This window comes from Sphingopyxis sp. GC21 (genome assembly GCF_025727575.1).
In the GTDB taxonomy this organism is placed as follows: domain Bacteria; phylum Pseudomonadota; class Alphaproteobacteria; order Sphingomonadales; family Sphingomonadaceae; genus Sphingopyxis; species Sphingopyxis terrae_A.
In genome coordinates this window covers 2,985,955-3,004,314 of record NZ_CP095845.1, presented here as the reverse complement: position 1 = coordinate 3,004,314, position 18,360 = coordinate 2,985,955, and the positions used below count along the sequence as shown (strand labels likewise).

16 protein-coding genes are annotated in these 18,360 nt (G+C 64.4%); 5 read left to right on the top strand and 11 right to left on the bottom strand.

The window, feature by feature from the left end:
* The first annotated feature begins 12 nt into the window (after positions 1–12).
* Positions 13–795, top strand: a complete 783-nt coding sequence (locus MU856_RS14550; RefSeq protein WP_263587803.1) for an enoyl-CoA hydratase-related protein — start codon at positions 13–15, stop codon at positions 793–795.
* 151 nt (positions 796–946) lie between these two features.
* Positions 947–1,822 (top strand): 3-hydroxyisobutyrate dehydrogenase, encoded by an 876-nt coding sequence (gene mmsB, locus MU856_RS14545; RefSeq protein WP_062901652.1) that lies wholly within the window; start codon positions 947–949, stop codon positions 1,820–1,822.
* A gap of 425 nt (positions 1,823–2,247) precedes the next feature.
* Here the strand turns inward: mmsB and MU856_RS14540 are convergent, their stop codons facing one another.
* The 11 genes from MU856_RS14540 to MU856_RS14490 form a co-directional block, all read right to left on the bottom strand.
* The gene (locus MU856_RS14540) at positions 2,248–2,484 is read right to left on the bottom strand and encodes a hypothetical protein (protein ID WP_062901653.1); all 237 of its coding nucleotides are present in this window, start codon (positions 2,482–2,484) and stop codon (positions 2,248–2,250) included.
* A gap of 141 nt (positions 2,485–2,625) precedes the next feature.
* On the bottom strand, positions 2,626–4,659 hold the full coding sequence (locus tag MU856_RS14535) for a 3-hydroxyacyl-CoA dehydrogenase NAD-binding domain-containing protein (protein ID WP_263587802.1): 2,034 nt from the start codon (positions 4,657–4,659) through the stop codon (positions 2,626–2,628).
* Positions 4,660–4,815: 156 nt separating this feature from the next.
* Complete coding sequence (locus MU856_RS14530; RefSeq protein WP_062901655.1) at positions 4,816–6,018, bottom strand: serine hydrolase domain-containing protein; 1,203 nt, start codon at positions 6,016–6,018, stop codon at positions 4,816–4,818.
* Positions 6,019–6,030: 12 nt separating this feature from the next.
* The gene (locus MU856_RS14525; RefSeq protein WP_062901656.1) at positions 6,031–6,834 is read right to left on the bottom strand and encodes an SDR family NAD(P)-dependent oxidoreductase; all 804 of its coding nucleotides are present in this window, start codon (positions 6,832–6,834) and stop codon (positions 6,031–6,033) included.
* Positions 6,834–7,610, bottom strand: a complete 777-nt coding sequence (locus MU856_RS14520; protein ID WP_003041355.1) for an SDR family NAD(P)-dependent oxidoreductase — start codon at positions 7,608–7,610, stop codon at positions 6,834–6,836. Before MU856_RS14520 ends, MU856_RS14525 begins: the two co-directional genes overlap by 1 nt.
* Complete coding sequence (locus tag MU856_RS14515; protein ID WP_263587801.1) at positions 7,607–8,680, bottom strand: phosphotransferase family protein; 1,074 nt, start codon at positions 8,678–8,680, stop codon at positions 7,607–7,609. Before MU856_RS14515 ends, MU856_RS14520 begins: the two co-directional genes overlap by 4 nt.
* The gene (locus MU856_RS14510; protein WP_062903104.1) at positions 8,677–9,768 is read right to left on the bottom strand and encodes a Zn-dependent alcohol dehydrogenase; all 1,092 of its coding nucleotides are present in this window, start codon (positions 9,766–9,768) and stop codon (positions 8,677–8,679) included. Before MU856_RS14510 ends, MU856_RS14515 begins: the two co-directional genes overlap by 4 nt.
* 92 nt (positions 9,769–9,860) lie before the next feature.
* Positions 9,861–11,153, bottom strand: coding sequence for an acyl-CoA dehydrogenase family protein (locus MU856_RS14505; RefSeq protein ID WP_003041345.1), 1,293 nt, complete (start codon positions 11,151–11,153; stop codon positions 9,861–9,863).
* Between the two features lie 113 nt (positions 11,154–11,266).
* Complete coding sequence (locus MU856_RS14500) at positions 11,267–12,718, bottom strand: MFS transporter (RefSeq protein WP_062901658.1); 1,452 nt, start codon at positions 12,716–12,718, stop codon at positions 11,267–11,269.
* Positions 12,715–14,154 (bottom strand): MFS transporter, encoded by a 1,440-nt coding sequence (locus tag MU856_RS14495; RefSeq protein ID WP_263587800.1) that lies wholly within the window; start codon positions 14,152–14,154, stop codon positions 12,715–12,717. Before MU856_RS14495 ends, MU856_RS14500 begins: the two co-directional genes overlap by 4 nt.
* Positions 14,151–15,008, bottom strand: coding sequence for an SDR family NAD(P)-dependent oxidoreductase (locus MU856_RS14490; protein ID WP_062901660.1), 858 nt, complete (start codon positions 15,006–15,008; stop codon positions 14,151–14,153). The genes MU856_RS14495 and MU856_RS14490 overlap by 4 nt, the downstream gene beginning before the upstream one ends.
* A gap of 172 nt (positions 15,009–15,180) precedes the next feature.
* Between MU856_RS14490 and MU856_RS14485 the strand changes: the two genes are divergently transcribed.
* Genes MU856_RS14485 through MU856_RS14475 form a run of 3 tightly spaced genes read left to right on the top strand, consistent with a single transcriptional unit; the run spans position 15,181 to position 18,340 of the window.
* Positions 15,181–16,362, top strand: coding sequence for an acyl-CoA dehydrogenase family protein (locus MU856_RS14485; protein WP_062901661.1), 1,182 nt, complete (start codon positions 15,181–15,183; stop codon positions 16,360–16,362).
* A 3-nt stretch (positions 16,363–16,365) separates the two neighbouring features.
* On the top strand, positions 16,366–17,484 hold the full coding sequence (locus MU856_RS14480) for an acyl-CoA dehydrogenase family protein (RefSeq protein WP_263587799.1): 1,119 nt from the start codon (positions 16,366–16,368) through the stop codon (positions 17,482–17,484).
* 52 nt (positions 17,485–17,536) lie between these two features.
* The gene (locus tag MU856_RS14475; protein ID WP_062901663.1) at positions 17,537–18,340 is read left to right on the top strand and encodes an SDR family oxidoreductase; all 804 of its coding nucleotides are present in this window, start codon (positions 17,537–17,539) and stop codon (positions 18,338–18,340) included.
* Positions 18,341–18,360 lie beyond the last annotated feature (20 nt).

The following is an 18,360-nucleotide window of genomic DNA, read 5'->3' as shown; positions in this document are numbered from 1 at the left end:
AGGAGATACCGAATGACTTACGAAACCCTCCTCGTCGAACAGCGCGGCGCCGTCACGCTCGTCACGCTCAACCGCCCGCAGGCGCTCAATGCCCTGAACTCCGATGTGCTGAACGACCTTATCGCCGCATTCGCGGCTTTCGAGGCCGATGACAGCCAGCGCTGCGCCGTTCTTACCGGATCGGGCGACAAGGCGTTCGCCGCGGGCGCCGACATCAAGGAAATGGCCGACAAGCCCGCCGCCGATTTCTATCTCGAGGACTTCTTCTCGAAATGGACGAGCGACTTCGCGAAGAAGGTCAGGAAGCCGTGGATCGCCGCGGTCAACGGTTTTGCCTTGGGCGGTGGCTGCGAACTGGCGATGATGGCTGACTTCATCATCGCGTCGGAAAAAGCGAAATTCGGCCAGCCCGAAATCAAGCTCGGCGTCGCCCCCGGCATGGGCGGGTCGCAGCGGCTGACCCGCGCGGTGGGCAAGGCGAAGGCGATGGAAATGTGCCTCACCGGCCGGATGATGGACGCCGCCGAAGCCGAGCGTTCGGGCCTTGTTGCACGCGTGGTTGCGCATGAAACGCTCGTCGACGAAGCGGTGAAGACCGCGACCACGATTGCAGGCATGCCGCCGATGGCTGCGATGGTGAACAAGGATATGGTCAACGCGGCGTTCGAAACGACGCTCGACCAGGGCCTTCTCTACGAACGCCGCCTGTTCCAGATCCTCGCCGCGACCGAGGACAAGGTCGAAGGCATGGCCGCGTTCATCGAAAAACGCGAAGGCTTGTGGAAGGGGCGGTGATCGTCTCGAACATAATCCATCTTTTGAGTGAAAAGCTGTGTGCCCCCGCGAAGGCGGGGGCCCATCATCGGACGGCGCAATTCAAACTGCCGGATGATGGATCCCCGCCTTCGCGGGGACACACAAGTCATTGAGGTTTGTGGAGAGAAATATGAAAATCGCCTTTATCGGACTAGGCAACATGGGCGGCGGGATGGCCGCGAACCTTGCGAAGGCGGGCCACGACGTCCGCGCCTTCGACCTCAGCGAAGAGGCGCTGACGCGGGCGGTAGAAGCGGGCTGCACCCGCGCCGCATCGGCGGCCGAGGCGGTGACCGGCGCCGAGGCTGTCGTGACCATGCTCCCTGCGGGCAAGCATGTCGCGGGCGTTTATGACGCCGAGGTCTTTCCCAATGCCGCGCCCGGCACTCTGCTGCTCGATTGCTCGACGATCGACGTCGCAACCGCGCGCTCGAACATCGAAGCGGCGACGGCGAAGGGCCTCGTCGCGGTCGACGCGCCGGTTTCGGGCGGGATCGCCGCTGCGAATGCGGGCACGCTTACCTTCATGGTCGGCGGCACCGACGAAGGTTTCGCGCGCGCCGAACCGATCCTCGCGAAAATGGGCAAGGCGGTGATCCACGCCGGCGACGCGGGTGCGGGGCAGGGCGCGAAGATCTGCAACAACATGCTGCTCGGCGCCTCGATGATCGCGACGTGCGAAACGCTTGCGCTTGCGCAGAAGCTCGGGCTCGACCCGCAGAAATTCTTCGACATCGCCAGCGTGTCGTCGGGGCAATGCTGGTCGCTCACCAGCTATGCGCCGCTCCCGGGCGTCGGGCCGACGACTCCCGCCGACAATGATTACAAGGGCGGGTTCGCCGCGGCCCTGATGCTCAAGGATCTCCGCCTCGCGATGGAAGCGGCAGCGAGCGTCGAGGCTGAGGTCCCGATGGGGTCGAAGGCCCGCGAACTCTATGAAGCGTTCGTCGCCGCCGATGAAGGCGGACATGATTTTTCCGCGATCATCAAGACATTGCAGGATTGAGCCGCAACGCCGCCCGTGACCGTTTGGGGTCGATTCCGGTCATACGACCCAGATCGACGGCGAACGACGACTTTGGGAGGGGAGCGGACGTTTCACGTTCGTGCAAGAATGGATTGCGACACGGAGGCTCAGTGCTGCGGACCGCTCAACAACAGGAGAGTCGCCCAAGCGACGATCAAGATAGTTAGCAGGCCCCACGTTGACAAAAGCCAGGCTTTAGAGCGCACATCTCTGGCGGTCTGCACAACTGCATACATAAGGACCGGCAAAAAGAATAATGCAGCCGAGCCGCCCATAAATGTCCCTCGAGGTTAAACCGATTTCATCGCCATGCGCGAGTTTGGCCGCGCGATGATCGACATTATGGACAAACAACCATGTCCGCAATCGGTCGATAACCGAACCCACCGCGGTCCGGCACCAGTTCAATAGAAATCCGCTGTCTCGCCGCCATTGAGCCTTTTGGTGCGATGCACTTGCGTGGGCGCTTTGCTGTCGCCGGAGCGCACTTCCAGTCGGCCGTTCACCCGCCGCACCTCGGCCGGGGCCACTATGCGCGCGCGGGCGACGCCCACGGCGCTTGCCTGCGGCGGCGGAGCTTGCGCTGCCGTCGGTGCGCCCGCAGCGACGAGCAGGGCGAGGGCAAAGGACATGGCGTTCATGCTCTGCTCTAACGGCCGATGCCGCCATGATCTTAACCCTGAATCGCCGCTGTTTTTACGGCCGGTCGCCGTGATTTTGACAAAAGAAGGGCCGCCTGACCCAAGCGGGGACAGGCGGCCCTTTCTTCGTTTCGCGCTGGTTTAGAAGCCCGCCTTCGCCGCGGCCTTCTCGGCGAGCAGCGGTGCCACCGTGAAGCCGTGCTTTTCCAGCGCCGCGGCGATCTTGTCGGTGCCTTCAAGGCCCGCCCAGAACATCGGACCGCCGCGATAGACCGGCCAGCCATAGCCGTAGATCCACACCACATCGATATCGCTCGCGCGCTGTGCCTTGCCTTCGGCGAGGATCAAGGCACCTTCGTTGACCATCGGATAGAGCGTGCGTTCGACGATTTCCTGATCGCTGATCTCGCGCTTCTGAATGCCCGCCTTCTGGCGGAACTCCTCGATGATCTCGGCAACGCGCGGGCTTTCCGACGGATTGCGCTTGTCGTCATAGTCATAGAAGCCCGCCTGCTTCTTCTGGCCCCAGCGGCCTTCGGCGCACAGCGCGTCGCGGATGCTTTCGATCCGGTTCGGGTCGCGGTGCCAGCCGATGTCGACGCCGGCAAGGTCGCTCATCTGGAACGGTCCCATCGGCATGCCGAAATCGACATGCACCTTGTCGACCTGCGCCGGGGTCGCGCCTTCGAGCAACAGCTTCTGTGCCTCGATCTGGCGCGGTGCGAGCATGCGGTTGCCGATGAAGCCGTGGCAGACGCCGGCGACGACGGCGACCTTGCCGATCTTCTTGCCGATCGCCATCGCGGTCGCCAGCACGTCGGGGGCGGTCTTGTCGCCGCGCACCACTTCGAGCAGCTTCATCACATTGGCGGGCGAGAAGAAGTGCATGCCGAGCACGTCGCCGGGGCGGCTCGTCGACGCTGCAATCTCGTTGACGTCGAGGTAGCTGGTGTTCGACGCCAGAATGGCGCCGGGCTTTGCGATCTTGTCGAGCTTGCCGAAGATGTCTTTCTTGACGTCCATATTCTCGTAGACCGCCTCGATGATGAGGTCGCAGTCGGCGAGCGCGTCGAGTTCGAGCGCGGGGGTGATGAGCCCCATCATCTGATCGACCTGTTCGGGCTTGAAGCGGCCCTTCGCGGCGCTGGCATCATAATTCTTGCGCACCACGCCCAGGCCGCGGTCGAGCGCTTCCTGCTGCATTTCGACGATGGTGCAGGGAAAGCCCTTTTGCAGGAAGTTCATCATGATGCCGCCGCCCATCGTGCCGGCGCCGATGATGCCGACCTTCTTGATGTCGCGCAGCTGCGTGTCCTTGGGCAGGCCGTCGATCTTTGCCGCCTGGCGTTCGGCGAAAAAGATGTGGCGCTGCGCCGCCGACTGGCTGCCCATCATCAGCTTCATGAATTCCTGGCGCTCGAAGGCGAGCCCTTCGTCGAAGGGCAGGCGCGTCGCCGCCTCGACGCAGGCGAGGTTCGCGTAAGGCGCCTCGAAACCGCGCCAGCGCTTCGCGTTCGCGGTCTTCAGCTTTTCGATGACGCCGACGTCGCCGAACACGGCGCGTTCGCGGGTCGGGCGCGGGCCGTCGGCGATCTTGGCGCGGGCGAAGGCGATTGCGTCGGCGGCAAGGCTGTCCTCACCCGCCAGCGCATCGACGAGGCCCATCTCCTTCGCGCGTGGCGCGGGGACGGGATCGCCGAGCGAGGTCATCGTCGCGGCGACTTCGACCCCGACGACGCGCGGCAGGCGCTGCGTGCCGCCCGCGCCGGGCAGCAGCCCCAGCTTCACCTCGGGCACGCCGAGCTTCGCCGACGGGACCGCGACGCGATAATGACAGACGAGCGCAGTTTCGAGGCCGCCGCCGAGCGCCGTGCCGTGGATGGCAGCGACGACCGGCTTGGTCGCGGCTTCGATCATGTTGAGCACGGCGTTGAAATCGGGACCGCGCGGCGGCTTGCCGAATTCGCTGATGTCGGCGCCGGCGATGAAGGTTGCGCCATCGCAGCGCAGCACGATCGCCTTGACGCCGTCATCGGCGAGCGCGGCTTCGAAATTATCCTTCAACCCCTGACGGACATGCCACGACAGGGCGTTGACCGGGGGGTTGTTGACGATGACGACGGCGATCTCGCCATCCTTCTGCATCGTGACGGATACGGGGGTTTCATCGGACATGGGAAAGCTCCTCTCAATCTAAAGCCTGTCAGAAAAGCCTTGTGCCCCCGCGAAGGCGGGGGTCCATCACCGGACGGCACGATCTGGCACCGGCAGGAGATGGGTCCCCGCCTTCGCGGGGATACAGGCCCTTTTTATTCGAACATATACATCATTTCAGTCGTCGATCGCGGCGTGGACGAGCGTCTTGACCTCGCGCCGCACGGGATAGGTGGACGAGGGCATGAGCTGGGTCATGAACACCATGCAGATTTCTTCGACCGGATCGACGAAGAAGCCGGTCGAAAACATGCCGCCCCAATAAAAATCCCCCGCCGAGCCGGGGATGCCCGCCGCCGCCGGGTCGAGCGTGACCGCGAAGCCGAGCCCGAAGCCGACCCCGGCATTTTCGTCCTCGGAAAAGATGCCGACGCTATGCTGCGTCAGGTCGCCGCCGCCGACCAGGTGGTTCGCGGTCATCAGGGCGAGCGTCTTGCGGCTGATGATTCGCGTGCCGTCCAGCTTGCCGCCGCCGAGCAGCATCAGACAGAAACGGTGATAATCGGCCAGCGTCGAGACGAGCCCGCCGCCGCCCGAATGAAAGCTGCGGTCCTTTGCCCAGCGGCTGCGGTCGCCGCTGTCGAAGCCCTTCATCTTCTCCTTCGGGTCGAAAGCGTAGCAGTCCGTCAGCCGATGCTGTTTGTCCGCAGGCACCTTGAACCCGGTATCGACCATGCCGAGGGGGCCGAAGATGCGCTCCTGCAGCACCTCGGCGAACGGCTTGCCCTCGATCCGCTCGATCACCGCGCCAAGGACGTCGGTCGCCATCGAATAATTCCAATGCGCGCCGGGATCGAACTGCAGCGGGATTTTCGCGAGTCCCGCGATGAAGCTGTCCATCGTATAATCGGCGTCGAAATCGTCGATCTTGGTCTTGCGATAGGCGGCGTCGACCGGCGTACGCTCCTGAAAGCTGTAGGTGAGGCCGGCGGTATGGCGCAGCAGGTCGACCATCAGGATCGGGCGCACCGGCGGCCGGGTCAGGAAGGGCACATTGCCGCCGCCCGCAACGAAGACGCCGGTGTCCTTGAACTCGGGGCAGAACTTTACCAGCGGATCGGACAGCGCGACCTTGCCCTCCTCGACCAGCATCATGAAGGCGGTGCTGGTGATCGGCTTGGTCATGCTGGCGATGCGGAAGATCGCATCCTCTTTCAGCGCCTCGCCCGGACGCGCCTCGCCGATGCACGACAGATGCGCGATCTCGCCGCGCCGCGACACCAGCGTCGCCGCATGCGGCAGGCGGCCGGCGCCGACATATTTCGCGCCGAGAAAGGCTGGAATGCGGTCTAGCCGCGCGGTATCGAATCCGTGACCCATGGGGCGTCGTCCTTAGTGCGATGTCTGGCCGAGAAGCTGGCGCGTCACCGGGTGCGAGCTGGTGAGGCCCCCGTCAACCGCAATCGCCTGTCCGTTGACGTAGCTTGCCTGGTCGCTGAGCAGGAAGAGCGCGACATTGGCGAGCTCCTCGGGCTGGCCGGCGCGCTTTAGCGGGTTGAGCTGGCCGATCTTGTGCGTGACGCCCTTCTCCTTTGCATAGTCGAAGGTCGGTTTGGTCATCCCGGTTTCGGTGAGGCCGGGGCAGATCGCGTTGACGCGCACATTGGCCGACGTCATCTGCTGCGCCGCGGTCTTGGCAAGGTTGATGACCCCCGCCTTCGACGCCGAATAGGCGGCCGGGCCGGCGCCCGAATTGATCCCCGCGACACTCGCGGTCAGCAGGATCGCGCCGCCGCGGCCCTGATCGACCATCGCCTTGCCCGCATGCTTCACCATCAGCGCCGGGCCGATCAGATTGACGCGCAGCGTTTCGGCCCAGGCCTCGGGCGAGATGTCGAAGATGCCGCCCATGTCGCCGATGATCCCGGCGTTGGCGAAGGCGATGTCGAGCCCACCGTAATTTTCCTGTGCGGTCGCGACCAGCCGCGCAACATCGGCTTCGACACCGGCATCGACTTCCAGCGCGACGACGGTGCCGCCTGCGTCCTTCACTGCCTGCGCCGTGTCATGCACCGCCGCGCTCTTGTCGCCGATGACGAGTTTCGCACCTTCGGCGGCGAAGCGCAGCGCGCTTGCCCGGCCGATGCCGCTGCCCGCGCCGGTAATGATCGCAATCTTGCCGTCCAATGCGCCCATCATGCGCCTCCCGATATCGTGGCTCCGCCATCGCAGACGATGGTCTGGCCGGTTGTGAATGCCCCCGCCTTGCTGGCAAGAAAGACCGCCGCGCCGGCGATCTCGTGCGGTTCGCCGATGCGCTTCAGCGTCGAAGCCGCGGTGGAACGCCGAAGATTCTCTTCATTTTCCCACAGCGCGCGCGCCATGTCGGTGCGGATCAGGCCGGGCGCGATGCAATTGACGCGGACGCCCTTGGGGCCGAACTCGACCGAGAAATTGCGCGCCACCTGCATGTCCGCCGCTTTGGAAATCCCGTAGGCTCCGATGATCGGCGATCCCTTGAGCCCGCCGATCGAACTGATGATCGTGATCGATCCTTCGCCGCGTTCGAGCATTTCGGGTGCGACCATCGAAATCAGCCAGTGGTTGGACAGGATATTATTGTCCATGATCTTGCGGAACTGGTCGTCGCTGATGCCGAGGCCAGGACCATAATAGGGGTTCGATGCCGCGTTGCAGACGAGCGCGGTGATCTTGCCGAAGGCGGCGCGTGTCGCGTCGACGAGATGCTGCAGATCCTCCTTCGACGAGATGTTCGCGGCAACCGCAATGGCGGTGCCTTCGCCAAAGCGCGCGTTGATCGCCGCCGCGGTCTGATCGCAGGCATCCTGCTTGCGGCTCGAGATGACGACCTTGGCGCCCTGTTCGGCCATTGCTTCGGCGGTCGCCTTGCCGATGCCGCGCGACGATCCGGTGATCAGCGCGACCTGCCCGGTCATGTCGAACAGGCTCATGCGCCGGCCTGCTGCGCGAAGTGCCATGCCTTTTGCGCCAGCGGCAGGACGCGTTCGGACATTGCCTTGGCATGGGCCGACGATGCGGTACCGTCGATGACGCGCTTCTTGATCCCCTGCATGATGCCGGCGAGACGGAAGAAATTATAGGCGAAATACCAGTTCATGTCGGGAACGCTGTCGCGCCCGGTCGCGGCGCAATAGCGATCGACCACCTCGTCGAGCTCCGGAATGCCGAGCGCCGCGCGGTCAAGGTCCATCACCCCCGATCGGCCGCCGTTTTCGGTCACCCACGCCATTGCGACATAGGTGAAATCGGCGAGCGGATCGCCGAGTGTCGACAATTCCCAGTCGAGCACCGCCAGCACCTCGGGCCGGTCCTTGGCCCAGATCATATTGTCGATCCGGTAATCGCCGTGGACGACGCTGGTGCGCGTCTGTTCGGGCAAGGTCGCGGGCAGCCATTCGATCAGCCGCTCCATCTCGTCCATCGTCTCGGTCTCGGACAGCCGGTACTGCTTGGTCCAGCGATCGACCTGGCGCCCGAAATAATTGCCCGGCTTGCCGAAGTCCGAAAGCCCGGCGGCTTCGACATCGACACTGTGCAGCGCCGCGAGCGCGTCGATCATCGCGAAATAGGTCGCGCGGCGGTTTTCGGGGGTCGACCCCGGCATCGATCCGTCCCAGATGGTATGGCCGTCGACCATCCCCATCACATAGAACCAGCTGCCGACCACGCTGTCATCGGTACACAGCCCATATTGGCGCGCGACCGGATAGCCCATCTTATGGAGGCCAGCCTGCACCTTATATTCGCGGTCGACGGCGTGCGCCGACGGGAGCAGCGGGCCGAAAGGTTTGCGCCGCAGCACATAATTGCCCGACGGCGCCGATATCTTGTAGGTCGGGTTCGACTGGCCGCCGGCAAATTTGCTCTGCGTCAGCGGGCCTTCAAACCCTTCGACATTGGCTTCCATCCAGGCGGTCAGCTTCGCCTCGTCGAGGACGTCGGCGCCCTCCGGCGCGACGGTGCCGCTGAAGGCCTTTTGCGCGTCGATTGTTTCCGTCATTGGCCGAACACGATCACCGACCGCGCGGCATCGCCCTTTCGCATCTTGTCGAAGCCTTCGTTGACCCGGTCGAGCGGGATCGTCTCGGCAACGATGCTGTCGAGATCGAGCAGGCCGCGCAGGTAGAAATCGACGAGCCGCGGGATGTCGACCGGGAAGCGATTGCCGCCCATGATCGCGCCCTGCAGCTTCTTGCCCGAAAGCAGGTCCATTGCGCCCAGCCCGACCTTTTCGGACAGCGGCATCATGCCCAGGATCGTCGCGGTGCCGCCGCGGCGCAGCGAGGCGACCGCGAGGCTGGCCGAGGCAGGACGCCCGACCGCTTCGACCGCATGGTCGACGCCGCCCTTGGTCATTTCGACGATCTGTTTGGCGGCATCGTCGGCGAGCGCGTCGACGACATCGGTTGCGCCGAGCTTCATCGCCAGTTCGCGCTTTTCGGGAACCGGGTCGGCGGCGATGATGCGCCCCGCGCCGGCGATCTTGGCGGCGTTGATCGTCGCGAGCCCGACGCCGCCGCAACCGACGACCGCGACCGTTTCGCCCGGCGTCACCTTGCACGCGTTAAAGATGGTGCCCGCGCCGGTCGTGACCGCGCAGCCGATCACCGCCGCCCGGTCGAGCGGCATTTCGGGATCGATCGCGACGCACGCATGTTCGTGGACCAGCATCACCTCCGAAAAGGCGCTGAGGTTGAGCATCTGGTTGACCGGCGATCCGTCGGGGCGCGTGATGCGCGGCGCCGATCCGACCGGCCGGCGCGTCTCGCCGCCAAGGCACAGCGACATGCGCCCGGTAACGCAGAACTCGCAATGGCCGCAAAAGGCGCTGAGGCAGGTGACGACCGCATCGCCCGGCTTCACCGTGCGGACTTCGCTGCCCACCGCCTCGACGATCCCGGCGGCTTCATGGCCGGGGATGGCGGGCAGGGGGTGCGGATAGGCGCCGTCGATGAAGTGAAGGTCCGAATGGCAAAGCCCGCAGGCGGCGGTGCGGATGCGCACCTCGTGCGGGCCGGGCTTGTCGACGACGACCTCCTCGATGACGAGGGGCTTGCCGGGTTCGATCAGGACGGCGGCTTTGGTCAATGTATCTTCTCCGTTCGGTTCGAGCGACATCGAGAACCGGTTGTGGCCGTTCGTGTCTCGACTTCGCGCGACACGAACGGACGTGGGACGATTTAACGCGTAACGCCGATGTCGCCCGACGAGAAACGATCGTCCTGCGCGGCGGGCGAATGTTTCGCCAGCTCGATGCGCGCGATGGCGCGGGCGTGGACTTCGTCGGGACCGTCGGCGATGCGCAGCGTGCGCTGGCCGGCATACATTTTGGCGAGGCCGAAATCCTCGCTGACGCCGCCGCCGCCATGCGCCTGAATCGCATCGTCGATGATCTGCAGCGCCATGTTCGGCGCCTGCACCTTGATCATCGCGATCTCGGCCGCGGCCGACTTGTTGCCGACCTTGTCCATCATGTCGGCGGCCTTCAGGCACAGGAGGCGCGTCATTTCGATGTCGATGCGCGCGCGGGCGATGCGCTGTTCCCAGATGCTGTGCTCGGCCACGGTCTTGCCGAAGGCGACGCGCGACTGGAGCCGCTTGCACATCCGTTCGAGCGCTTCTTCGGCGACGCCGATCGTGCGCATGCAATGGTGGATACGCCCCGGCCCGAGGCGGCCCTGCGCAATCTCGAAGCCGCGGCCTTCGCCGAGCAGCATCGCGTCCTCGGCCTTGACGCGAACGTCCTTGAGCTCGATTTCCATATGACCGTGCGGTGCATCGTCATAGCCGAAGACGGGCAGGTGGCGCAGGATATTGATGCCCGGCGCGTCCATCGGGACCGCCAGCATCGACTGCTGCGCGTGGCGCTTGGCGCCGAAATCGGTCTTGCCCATGACGATCGCGACCTTGCAGCGCGGATCGCCCGCGCCCGACGACCACCATTTGACGCCGTTGATGACATAGTCGTCGCCGTCGCGTTCGATCCGCGTTTCGATGTTCGTCGCATCGGACGAGGCGACCGCGGGTTCGGTCATCAGAAAGGCCGATCGAATCTCGCCATTCATCAGCGGGGCGAGCCATCTGTCCTTCTGCGCGCGGGTGCCATAGCGATGGAAGACTTCCATATTGCCCGTGTCGGGCGCCGAGCAGTTGAACACCTCGCTCGCAAAGCCGACGCGGCCCATTTCCTCGGCGCACAGTGCATATTCGAGGTTGGTGAGCCCCGGACCTTCGAATTCGAACGTCTCGTCGACATGATGGTGCGCGCTGCTGCGCGGCGGCATGAACAGGTTCCAGATGCCGGCGGCCTTCGCCTCGGCCTTCAGATCCTCGACGACCTGGATGACTTTCCAGCGATCGCCGCTCGCATCCTGCTGTTTGTAGGTCGCAACGGCGGGGCGGATCTTGCGGTCGATGAACTCGCGCACCCGGTCGCGCCAGTGCACCTGCCGGTCGGTGAAGTCGAAATCCATCGCTGCATCCTTTCCCTTTACGTTCACGTAAGCCTTTGGACCGATTCGCCCCCCTTTGCCAAGACCCGCGGCGCAGAAAATTGCCCCGGCATCGCTGCCCGCGCAATCTTCCGTTACGGCCGCGGCCCCTGGCTATCGGCCGCCGCGCCGCCCGTCGAGGCGAGGGCGGCGAGCCGTGCCTCGTGGCTGGCCCGGTCGATCGGATACCGCCGCAGGCCAATGGCCGCCATGACCGAAATCAAAATCATCAATCCGGCGAAAGTCCACGCCATTGCCGCGGCAGTGCTGGCTGGCCAGTCCTCGGGCCGCACTTGATCGCTCAACCCTGCAAAGGCGACAAGCTGGCCGACGAGAAAGATGCCGAGCGCCTGCCCGAATTTCTGGACCATCAGATAGCCGGCGAAGAAGACGCCCTCGATCCGCGTGCCATGATCGACCTCATGCGCTTCGACGATTTCGGCAACCATCGACGAGGTGGAAATGGTTGCCACCACCAACCCGAACAGCGACAGGGTCTGCAACGACAGCAAAAGCATCACCGAAGGCCATCCGCCCAGATCGGGCCACCAGCCCAGATTGCGTGCGGCATAGGGCAGGAAAGCGATCACGCCACTCGCGAGCGCGGCACCGATCGCGCTGTCGCGCTTGCCAAAGCGGCGGTGCGCATGGCCGACCGCCGCGAAAGCGCCGAAGACCGCGACGGCGAGCCCGACAGGATAGAAACGCAGCTGTGCATCGCTGAGTTGCCAGACATAGAGCATCATATAATTGGTCGACGCGATCGTCGTCGCATAGGCGCCCGTGACGAACAGCGCGCCGGACGCCAGCGCAAGAAACGCCGGATTGCGAAAGGCAAGCAGGATGTCAGCGAGCATCGAATGGCCGTGCGGCCTGCGCGGCGGAGGCGGCAGCGACAGGATGCGGCGTTGCTGACCGAATGCCGACGCCAGCGTCGTCAGCAAGATCATGGCGGCGCCGAACAGACCGTAGGCGGTATAGCCGGATGTCTCGAGCAAGCCGCTGCGCGCGGGATCGTCGGAGACCAGAAAGACATTATAGGCAAGCGCCACGGCAAGGAGGCCGCCGAGCCAGCCGAACAGAAAGCGATAGCGCATCAGCGCGGTGCGCTCGTCATAATCGCGCGTCAGTTCGGCGACGAGCGAGATCGACGGAATTTCGCACGCCGACACCAATATCCGCACGGCCACGACATTGAGGAACAGGCCCAACGTCGAATGTTTTGCGATATCGGGCGACACCCACAGCAGCGTCCACACGATTGCCATCGGCAGAGCGGCGCCGTAAAGCCAGGGCAGCCTCCGCCCAAGCCGGGTTCGCGTCGCATCCGACAGCCGGCCGATCATCGGATCGACGATCGCATCGACCAGCATCGCGCCGATCAACACGAGCGACACGACGCGCGGATCGAAACCGAGCACCTGGTTGTAATAGATCATGAAGAAGGTAGTGAGCCCCGACTCCTTGATTCCGAGCGTTACGGCACCCACGCCATGCGCCACCTTGATGCGCGTCGGCAGCGCGCCCGGGAGAATATTGGCGCTCATTGCAGCGCGATCGTTTCGGATGCGGACAGCGCGGCGACGCGGGCTTCGTGGTCGGCGCGGTTGATCGGGAAGCGCGCGAAGATCCACGTCGACAGGATTGTCGCGACGATCACGATCAGGCTGTAGCTGACGACCAGCCGGTCGACCACTTGCGGTGCAACCTCGCCGGGAACGGCTTTCGCCGGCAGGCCCGACAGGCTGATCAGCAGGCCGGTGAGGCCGATCCCTACGGCGGTGGCGCATTTCTGGACGAACATCCAGCCGGCGGCGAACACGCCTTCGGTGCGGCGTCCGGTTTCGACCTGCGAGGCTTCGACGACGTCGGCGAGCATCGACTGTGCGGAGATCATCACCATCACCGCGTTGACGTTGGAAACGAGGATGAAGCCCATCAGCAGATTGCTCGAAAAGGCGGAGCCGGTTCCCGGCCAATGGCCCGAAAGGAACAGGCCGAACGGCGCCACCCAGAACGTCGTGCTGATGATCCCGCAGATCACCGAGACGCGCTTCTTGCCGAACCGGTGGTGGAGTGGCTGCACAAACACGAAGGACAGCAGGACGCTGACCATCAGCAGCCATGGCAGCGCCGCGAAGGCGCCATCGGAAAAGCGCCAGACATAAAGATAAAGGAAGTTCGAGATGGTGAAGGTCATCTGCGTGCTCGAAATCGCGATCAGCGAGGCGCCGAGCAGGATCAGCGCCGCCGGGTGGCGCAGCGATTCCCAAATCTCGGCAAAGGCGCGCCGGGGCGTTCCGGGTTCGGGCTTCGTCGCGGGCAGATGCGCTATGCGCCGATGCTGGCCGAGCGCCGAGATGAAAACCGTCACCGCCATGATGATCGCCCCGCACAGGCCGTAGAGCCAGTAGCCCGCAGGATTGAGCTGCCCGAACTTGTGCGTCGCGTCGGGCCGCAGGAAGACGGTGTTGGCGAGGAAGAAGACGAGCAGCCCGCCGCCCCAGGCGAAGAGGAAGCGGAAGCGGACCAGCGCGGTGCGCTCGTCATAATCGCTTGTCAGTTCGGCGACGAGCGATTGCGACGGCACTTCGCAGCACGATACCAGCGTGCGCACCAACACCGCGACGACCACCAGATAGGCAAAGATGTGCGTATGGTCGTCGGGCGGCGACCACAGCAGCATCCATGCGAGCCCGAGCGGCAGCGGCGCGAGATAGAGCCACGGATGGCGGCGGCCCCAGCGCGTATAGGTGCGGTCCGAAAAATAGCCGATCAGCGGATCGACGAAGGCATCGGCGAGCAGCGCGAACATCAGCGCCAGCGAAACAAGGCTCGCATCGAGCCCGACCACCTGGCTGTAAAAGATCAGGAGGAAGGTCGAAAAGCCGTTGTCCTTGACCCCATAGGCAACGCTGCCGAGGCCGTGGAATAATTTGAGCCCGAGCGGCAGGCGCGCCTGCGCCGGGGTCTCGGCGGTCACGCCGCGGCTCCGGCCTTGGCCGCATCCTCCATGGCTATCAGGGCGTCGAACAGGCCGGGCGCTTCGGGATCCCAGGCGTGGCGCTGGCCGATCGTCAGACCGCCGTCGACCAGCATATGCGTGCCGGTCATGAAGCTCGCCTCCTCGCTCGCCAGATAGGCGACGGCATTGGCGATGTCGTCGGGTTGTCCGCCGCGCGCGACCGGCTGCGCATGCGCACTCATTTCGGCGATCACCGCCTTGGCCGCATCCTTGCTTTCGTCGGGCACCTCGAGCGAGGTGGTGAAGATATTGGTGTTGATGAAGCCGGGGCAGATCGCGTTCACGCGGATGCCATATTGGGCAAGATCGGTCGCCGCGACCTTGGTCAGATGCAGCACGCCCGCCTTGGCGACGGCATAGGCGGTCGGCGAATAGCCAGCGCCGAGCGCCGCGACGCTCGCAGTGTTGACGATCGCGGCGCCTTTGCGGCCCTTCATGTGAGGCGCAGCATAGCGGATGCCCATCGCGACCGATTTGAGGACGAGGTTCATCGTCCAGTCCCATCCGTCGGGCGTGATTTCGTCGATCGGGGCGCGGTCGCCGCCTGCGGCAGCATTGTTGAACACGATGTCGATGCCGCCGCCGCGCTTCGCGGCTTCGTTCATCAGCGCTTCGATGTCCGACGCGACGGTGACGTCGCACCGGATGAATTCGATCCGGCCGTTCGACGCCGCGGCAAGAGCCTGACCGCCCGCCTCGTCGATGTCGGCTGCGAAAACATGGGCGCCTTCGCCCGCGAGTTTCAGAACGGCCGCCTTGCCAATACCCGATGCTGCGCCGGTGACGACGGCGACCTTGCCTGCGAATCGCATTTCCTGCTCTCCCGTTTTCTTTTGCCACTTAGCTTAGGCGCATGGGAGGGCGCGTCAACGGCCCGCAATCGGACGCTACGGCGCCGTAACGGCAGCGCGGCACGGCCAAGTTGACGCTTGCGTAAACCGGGCGACTCCCCTTAGTTTGCGCGCCAGAAGAGGAGCCCGAAAGATGAGCGATCAGGACGCTTTCCGCGCCGAAGTGCGCGCCTGGCTGGAAGCCAATTGCCCCCCCGAAATGCGCGAACCCGTCCGCGACGAAGGCGATGTGTGCTGGGGCGGCCGCAAATGGGTTTTCAAGAATGACGCCCAGAAACAATGGCTCGAAGCCTGCGCCGCAAAGGGCTACACCGTTCCCGATTGGCCGAAGGAATATGGCGGCGCCGGGCTGACCCCCGAACAGACCAAGATCCTGAAACAGGAAATGAAGCGGATCAACGCGCGCTCGCCGCTCGACAGCTTCGGCATCTGGATGCTCGGCCCCGCGCTGCTCAAATTCGGTACCGAAGAGCAGAAGGTCCATTATCTGAACCAGATCGCGCGCGGCGAAATCCGCTGGTGCCAGGGCTATTCGGAACCCGGCTCGGGCAGCGACCTCGTCTCCCTGCAGACCTTCGGCGAGGACAAGGGCGATCACTGGGTCGTCAACGGATCGAAGATCTGGACCAGCTATGCCGACAAGGCCGACTGGATCTTCTGCCTCGTCCGCACCGACAAGGCGAACAAATATCAGGGCATCACCTTCATGCTCTTCGACATGGAGAGCAAGGGCGTCACGACCAAGCCGATCCTGCTGATTTCGGGCAATTCGCCCTTCTGCGAAACCTTCTTCGACGATGTCGAAGTGCCCAAGACGCAGTTCGTCGGCGAGATCAACCGGGGCTGGGACGTCGCCAAATATCTCCTCGGCCACGAACGCGAGATGATTTCGGGCGGCGGTGCGGGCGGCGACATGGTCAGCATCGGCGGCGCCTTTGCCAAGGCGATCGGCAAGAACGGCCATGGCGAACTCGACGATCCGATCCTGCGCGCCGAAATGGCGGCGTTCGACGTCGATGTCTTTGCCTATCGCGCGATGGGCGAACGCTTCATGGACATGTGGAAGACCGGCCGCGCGCACCCCGCCTCGTCGAACATGATGAAATATGTCGGGACCGAGCTCAACAAGCGCCGCCACGAACTCGTCATGTCGGGCGGTGGCAGCGAAGCGCTCGAATGGGACAGTCCCGAAACAAAGGGTGGCGCCCGCCCGCGCGCGTGGCTGCGCACCAAGGCCAATTCGATCGAAGGCGGCACGAGCGAAGTGATGCTCAACGTCATCGCCAAGCGTATCCTCGATTTGCCCGGAGCCTGACCCATGCCCTTGTATCACAATGACGATCAGGCGATGCTCAAGGACAGCGTCGCGCCCTTTGTGGCCGAACAGGCCCCCGTCTCGCACCTCCGCAAGCTGCGCGACGAGGCCGACGCCACCGGCTTCTCGCGCGACCTGTGGGCGCAGTTCACCGAAATGGGCCTGCCCGGCATGCTGGTGCCGGAGGCGCATGGCGGGCTCGGCATGGGGCATATGGAAGCGGGCATCGTGCTCGAGGAAATCGGCCGCAACCTGACGCCGTCGCCCTTCCTCGCGACCAGCGTCGGCGCGGTCGCCGCGCTGGCGAAGGCGGGCGGAACGCAGGCGGGCCGCTGGCTTCCCGCCATCGCCAGCGGCGAGGCGATCGTCGCACTCGCGATCGACGAGGGTGCCAAGCACCGCCCCGACCGCATCGCGACCGCCGCGACACGCGCCGGCAACGGCTTTCGATTGGACGGCAAGAAAAGCTTCGTCCTCCACGGCCATATCGCCGACATGAGCATCGTCGCGGCGAAAACCGACGGCGGTATCACCCTGTTCGCGGTGCCGAAGGATGCAAAGGGGCTGACCGCCGATCCGCGCCGCCTCGTCGACTCCTCGCTTGCAAGCCATGTCACCCTCGACGGCGTCGAGGTCGATGCCGACGCGGTGATCGGCGAAGTCGATGCCGGCGGCCACATCCTCGACGCGCTGCTGGCCGCCACCCGCACCGGCGCTGCCGCCGAAATGGTTGGCGTCGGGCAGGGCGCGATGGACATGACCGTCAATTACCTCAAGGAACGCAAGCAGTTCGGCAAGCTAATCGGCGAGTTTCAGGCGCTCCAGCACCGCGCCGCGCATCTCTATGGCGAGATGGAAGTCGCGCGCGCCACGGTGATGAAGGCGCAGCAGCTCCTCGACGAAGGCAGCGAAGGCGCGAAGCTGATGGTCTCGGTCGCCAAGGCCAAGGCGGGCCGCGCCGCCAACCTTGCGGTGCGCGAAGGCGTTCAGATGCACGGCGGCATCGGCATGACCGACGAATATGACATCGGCCTCTACATGAAACGCGACCGCGCGCTCGCCGAATTCATGGGCGATGTGCATTACCATATCGACCAGGTCGCCCAGATGAACGGATACTGAAACGACTCAAACCCCCTGCCGCCTGCGGGAGGGGAGTGATCGGAGAAAAACAATGAACCTCAATGATATGTTCGGCCTCAACGGCCGCATCGCGCTCGTCACCGGCGGTTCGCGCGGCATCGGCAAGATGATCGTCGAAGGCTATCTCGCCGCGGGATGCGCGCGCGTCTATATCTCAGCGCGCAAAACGGCGCAGATCGAGGAAGCCGTCGCCGATTTCGAAACGCGCTATCCGGGCAAGGTCATCGGCCTTCCCGTCGATCTTTCGACCGTCGAAGGCTGCCGCGCGCTCGCCAAGGAACTCGAAGCACGCGAGGAAAAGCTCGACATCCTCGTCAACAATGCGGGCGCCGCCTGGGGCGAACCTTTCGAGAATTTCCCCGAAGCCGGCTGGGACAAGGTGATGGACATTAACGTCAAATCGCCCTTCTTCCTGACCCAGGCGTTGCACAATCTGCTGAAGGCGGCGGGCACGCCCGCACAGCCGGCAAAGGTCATCAACATCGGATCGATCGACGGCATGCGCCTCAACCCATGGGAAACCTACAGCTATCATGCGTCGAAGGCGGCGATCCTCTATCTGACCAAGCGCATGGCGGCGCGGCTGGTGCAGGACAATATCATCGTCACCGCGATCGCACCCGGCGCCTTCCAGTCGGACATGAACAAGGCGGCGCGCGACCATGGCGACGCAGTTGCCAAGAGCATCCCGACCAAGCGCATCGGCGTGCCCGAGGATATGGCCGGCGCAGCGATCTTTCTCGCATCGAAGGCGGGCGATTATGTCGTCGGCGAAACGATCGCGGTCGACGGCGGTCTCGTCCATGGCGACCTCAAGACCAGCATCGACGCTTAGGCCGCTTCTTGTTGGCCACC

Bases quoted from the DNA above. Each gene is read 5' to 3' on its own strand.
- MU856_RS14550 (WP_263587803.1), top strand. From the start codon at position 13: ATGACTTACGAAACCCTCCTCGTCGAACAGCGCGGCGCCGTCACGCTC.
- mmsB (WP_062901652.1), top strand. From the start codon at position 947: ATGAAAATCGCCTTTATCGGACTAGGCAACATGGGCGGCGGGATGGCC.
- MU856_RS14540 (WP_062901653.1), bottom strand. From the start codon at position 2,484: ATGAACGCCATGTCCTTTGCCCTCGCCCTGCTCGTCGCTGCGGGCGCA.
- MU856_RS14535 (WP_263587802.1), bottom strand. From the start codon at position 4,659: ATGTCCGATGAAACCCCCGTATCCGTCACGATGCAGAAGGATGGCGAG.
- MU856_RS14530 (WP_062901655.1), bottom strand. From the start codon at position 6,018: ATGGGTCACGGATTCGATACCGCGCGGCTAGACCGCATTCCAGCCTTT.
- MU856_RS14525 (WP_062901656.1), bottom strand. From the start codon at position 6,834: ATGGGCGCATTGGACGGCAAGATTGCGATCATTACCGGCGCGGGCAGC.
- MU856_RS14520 (WP_003041355.1), bottom strand. From the start codon at position 7,610: ATGAGCCTGTTCGACATGACCGGGCAGGTCGCGCTGATCACCGGATCG.
- MU856_RS14515 (WP_263587801.1), bottom strand. From the start codon at position 8,680: ATGACGGAAACAATCGACGCGCAAAAGGCCTTCAGCGGCACCGTCGCG.
- MU856_RS14505 (WP_003041345.1), bottom strand. From the start codon at position 11,153: ATGGATTTCGACTTCACCGACCGGCAGGTGCACTGGCGCGACCGGGTG.
- MU856_RS14500 (WP_062901658.1), bottom strand. From the start codon at position 12,718: ATGAGCGCCAATATTCTCCCGGGCGCGCTGCCGACGCGCATCAAGGTG.
- MU856_RS14490 (WP_062901660.1), bottom strand. From the start codon at position 15,008: ATGCGATTCGCAGGCAAGGTCGCCGTCGTCACCGGCGCAGCATCGGGT.
- MU856_RS14485 (WP_062901661.1), top strand. From the start codon at position 15,181: ATGAGCGATCAGGACGCTTTCCGCGCCGAAGTGCGCGCCTGGCTGGAA.
- MU856_RS14480 (WP_263587799.1), top strand. From the start codon at position 16,366: ATGCCCTTGTATCACAATGACGATCAGGCGATGCTCAAGGACAGCGTC.
- MU856_RS14475 (WP_062901663.1), top strand. From the start codon at position 17,537: ATGAACCTCAATGATATGTTCGGCCTCAACGGCCGCATCGCGCTCGTC.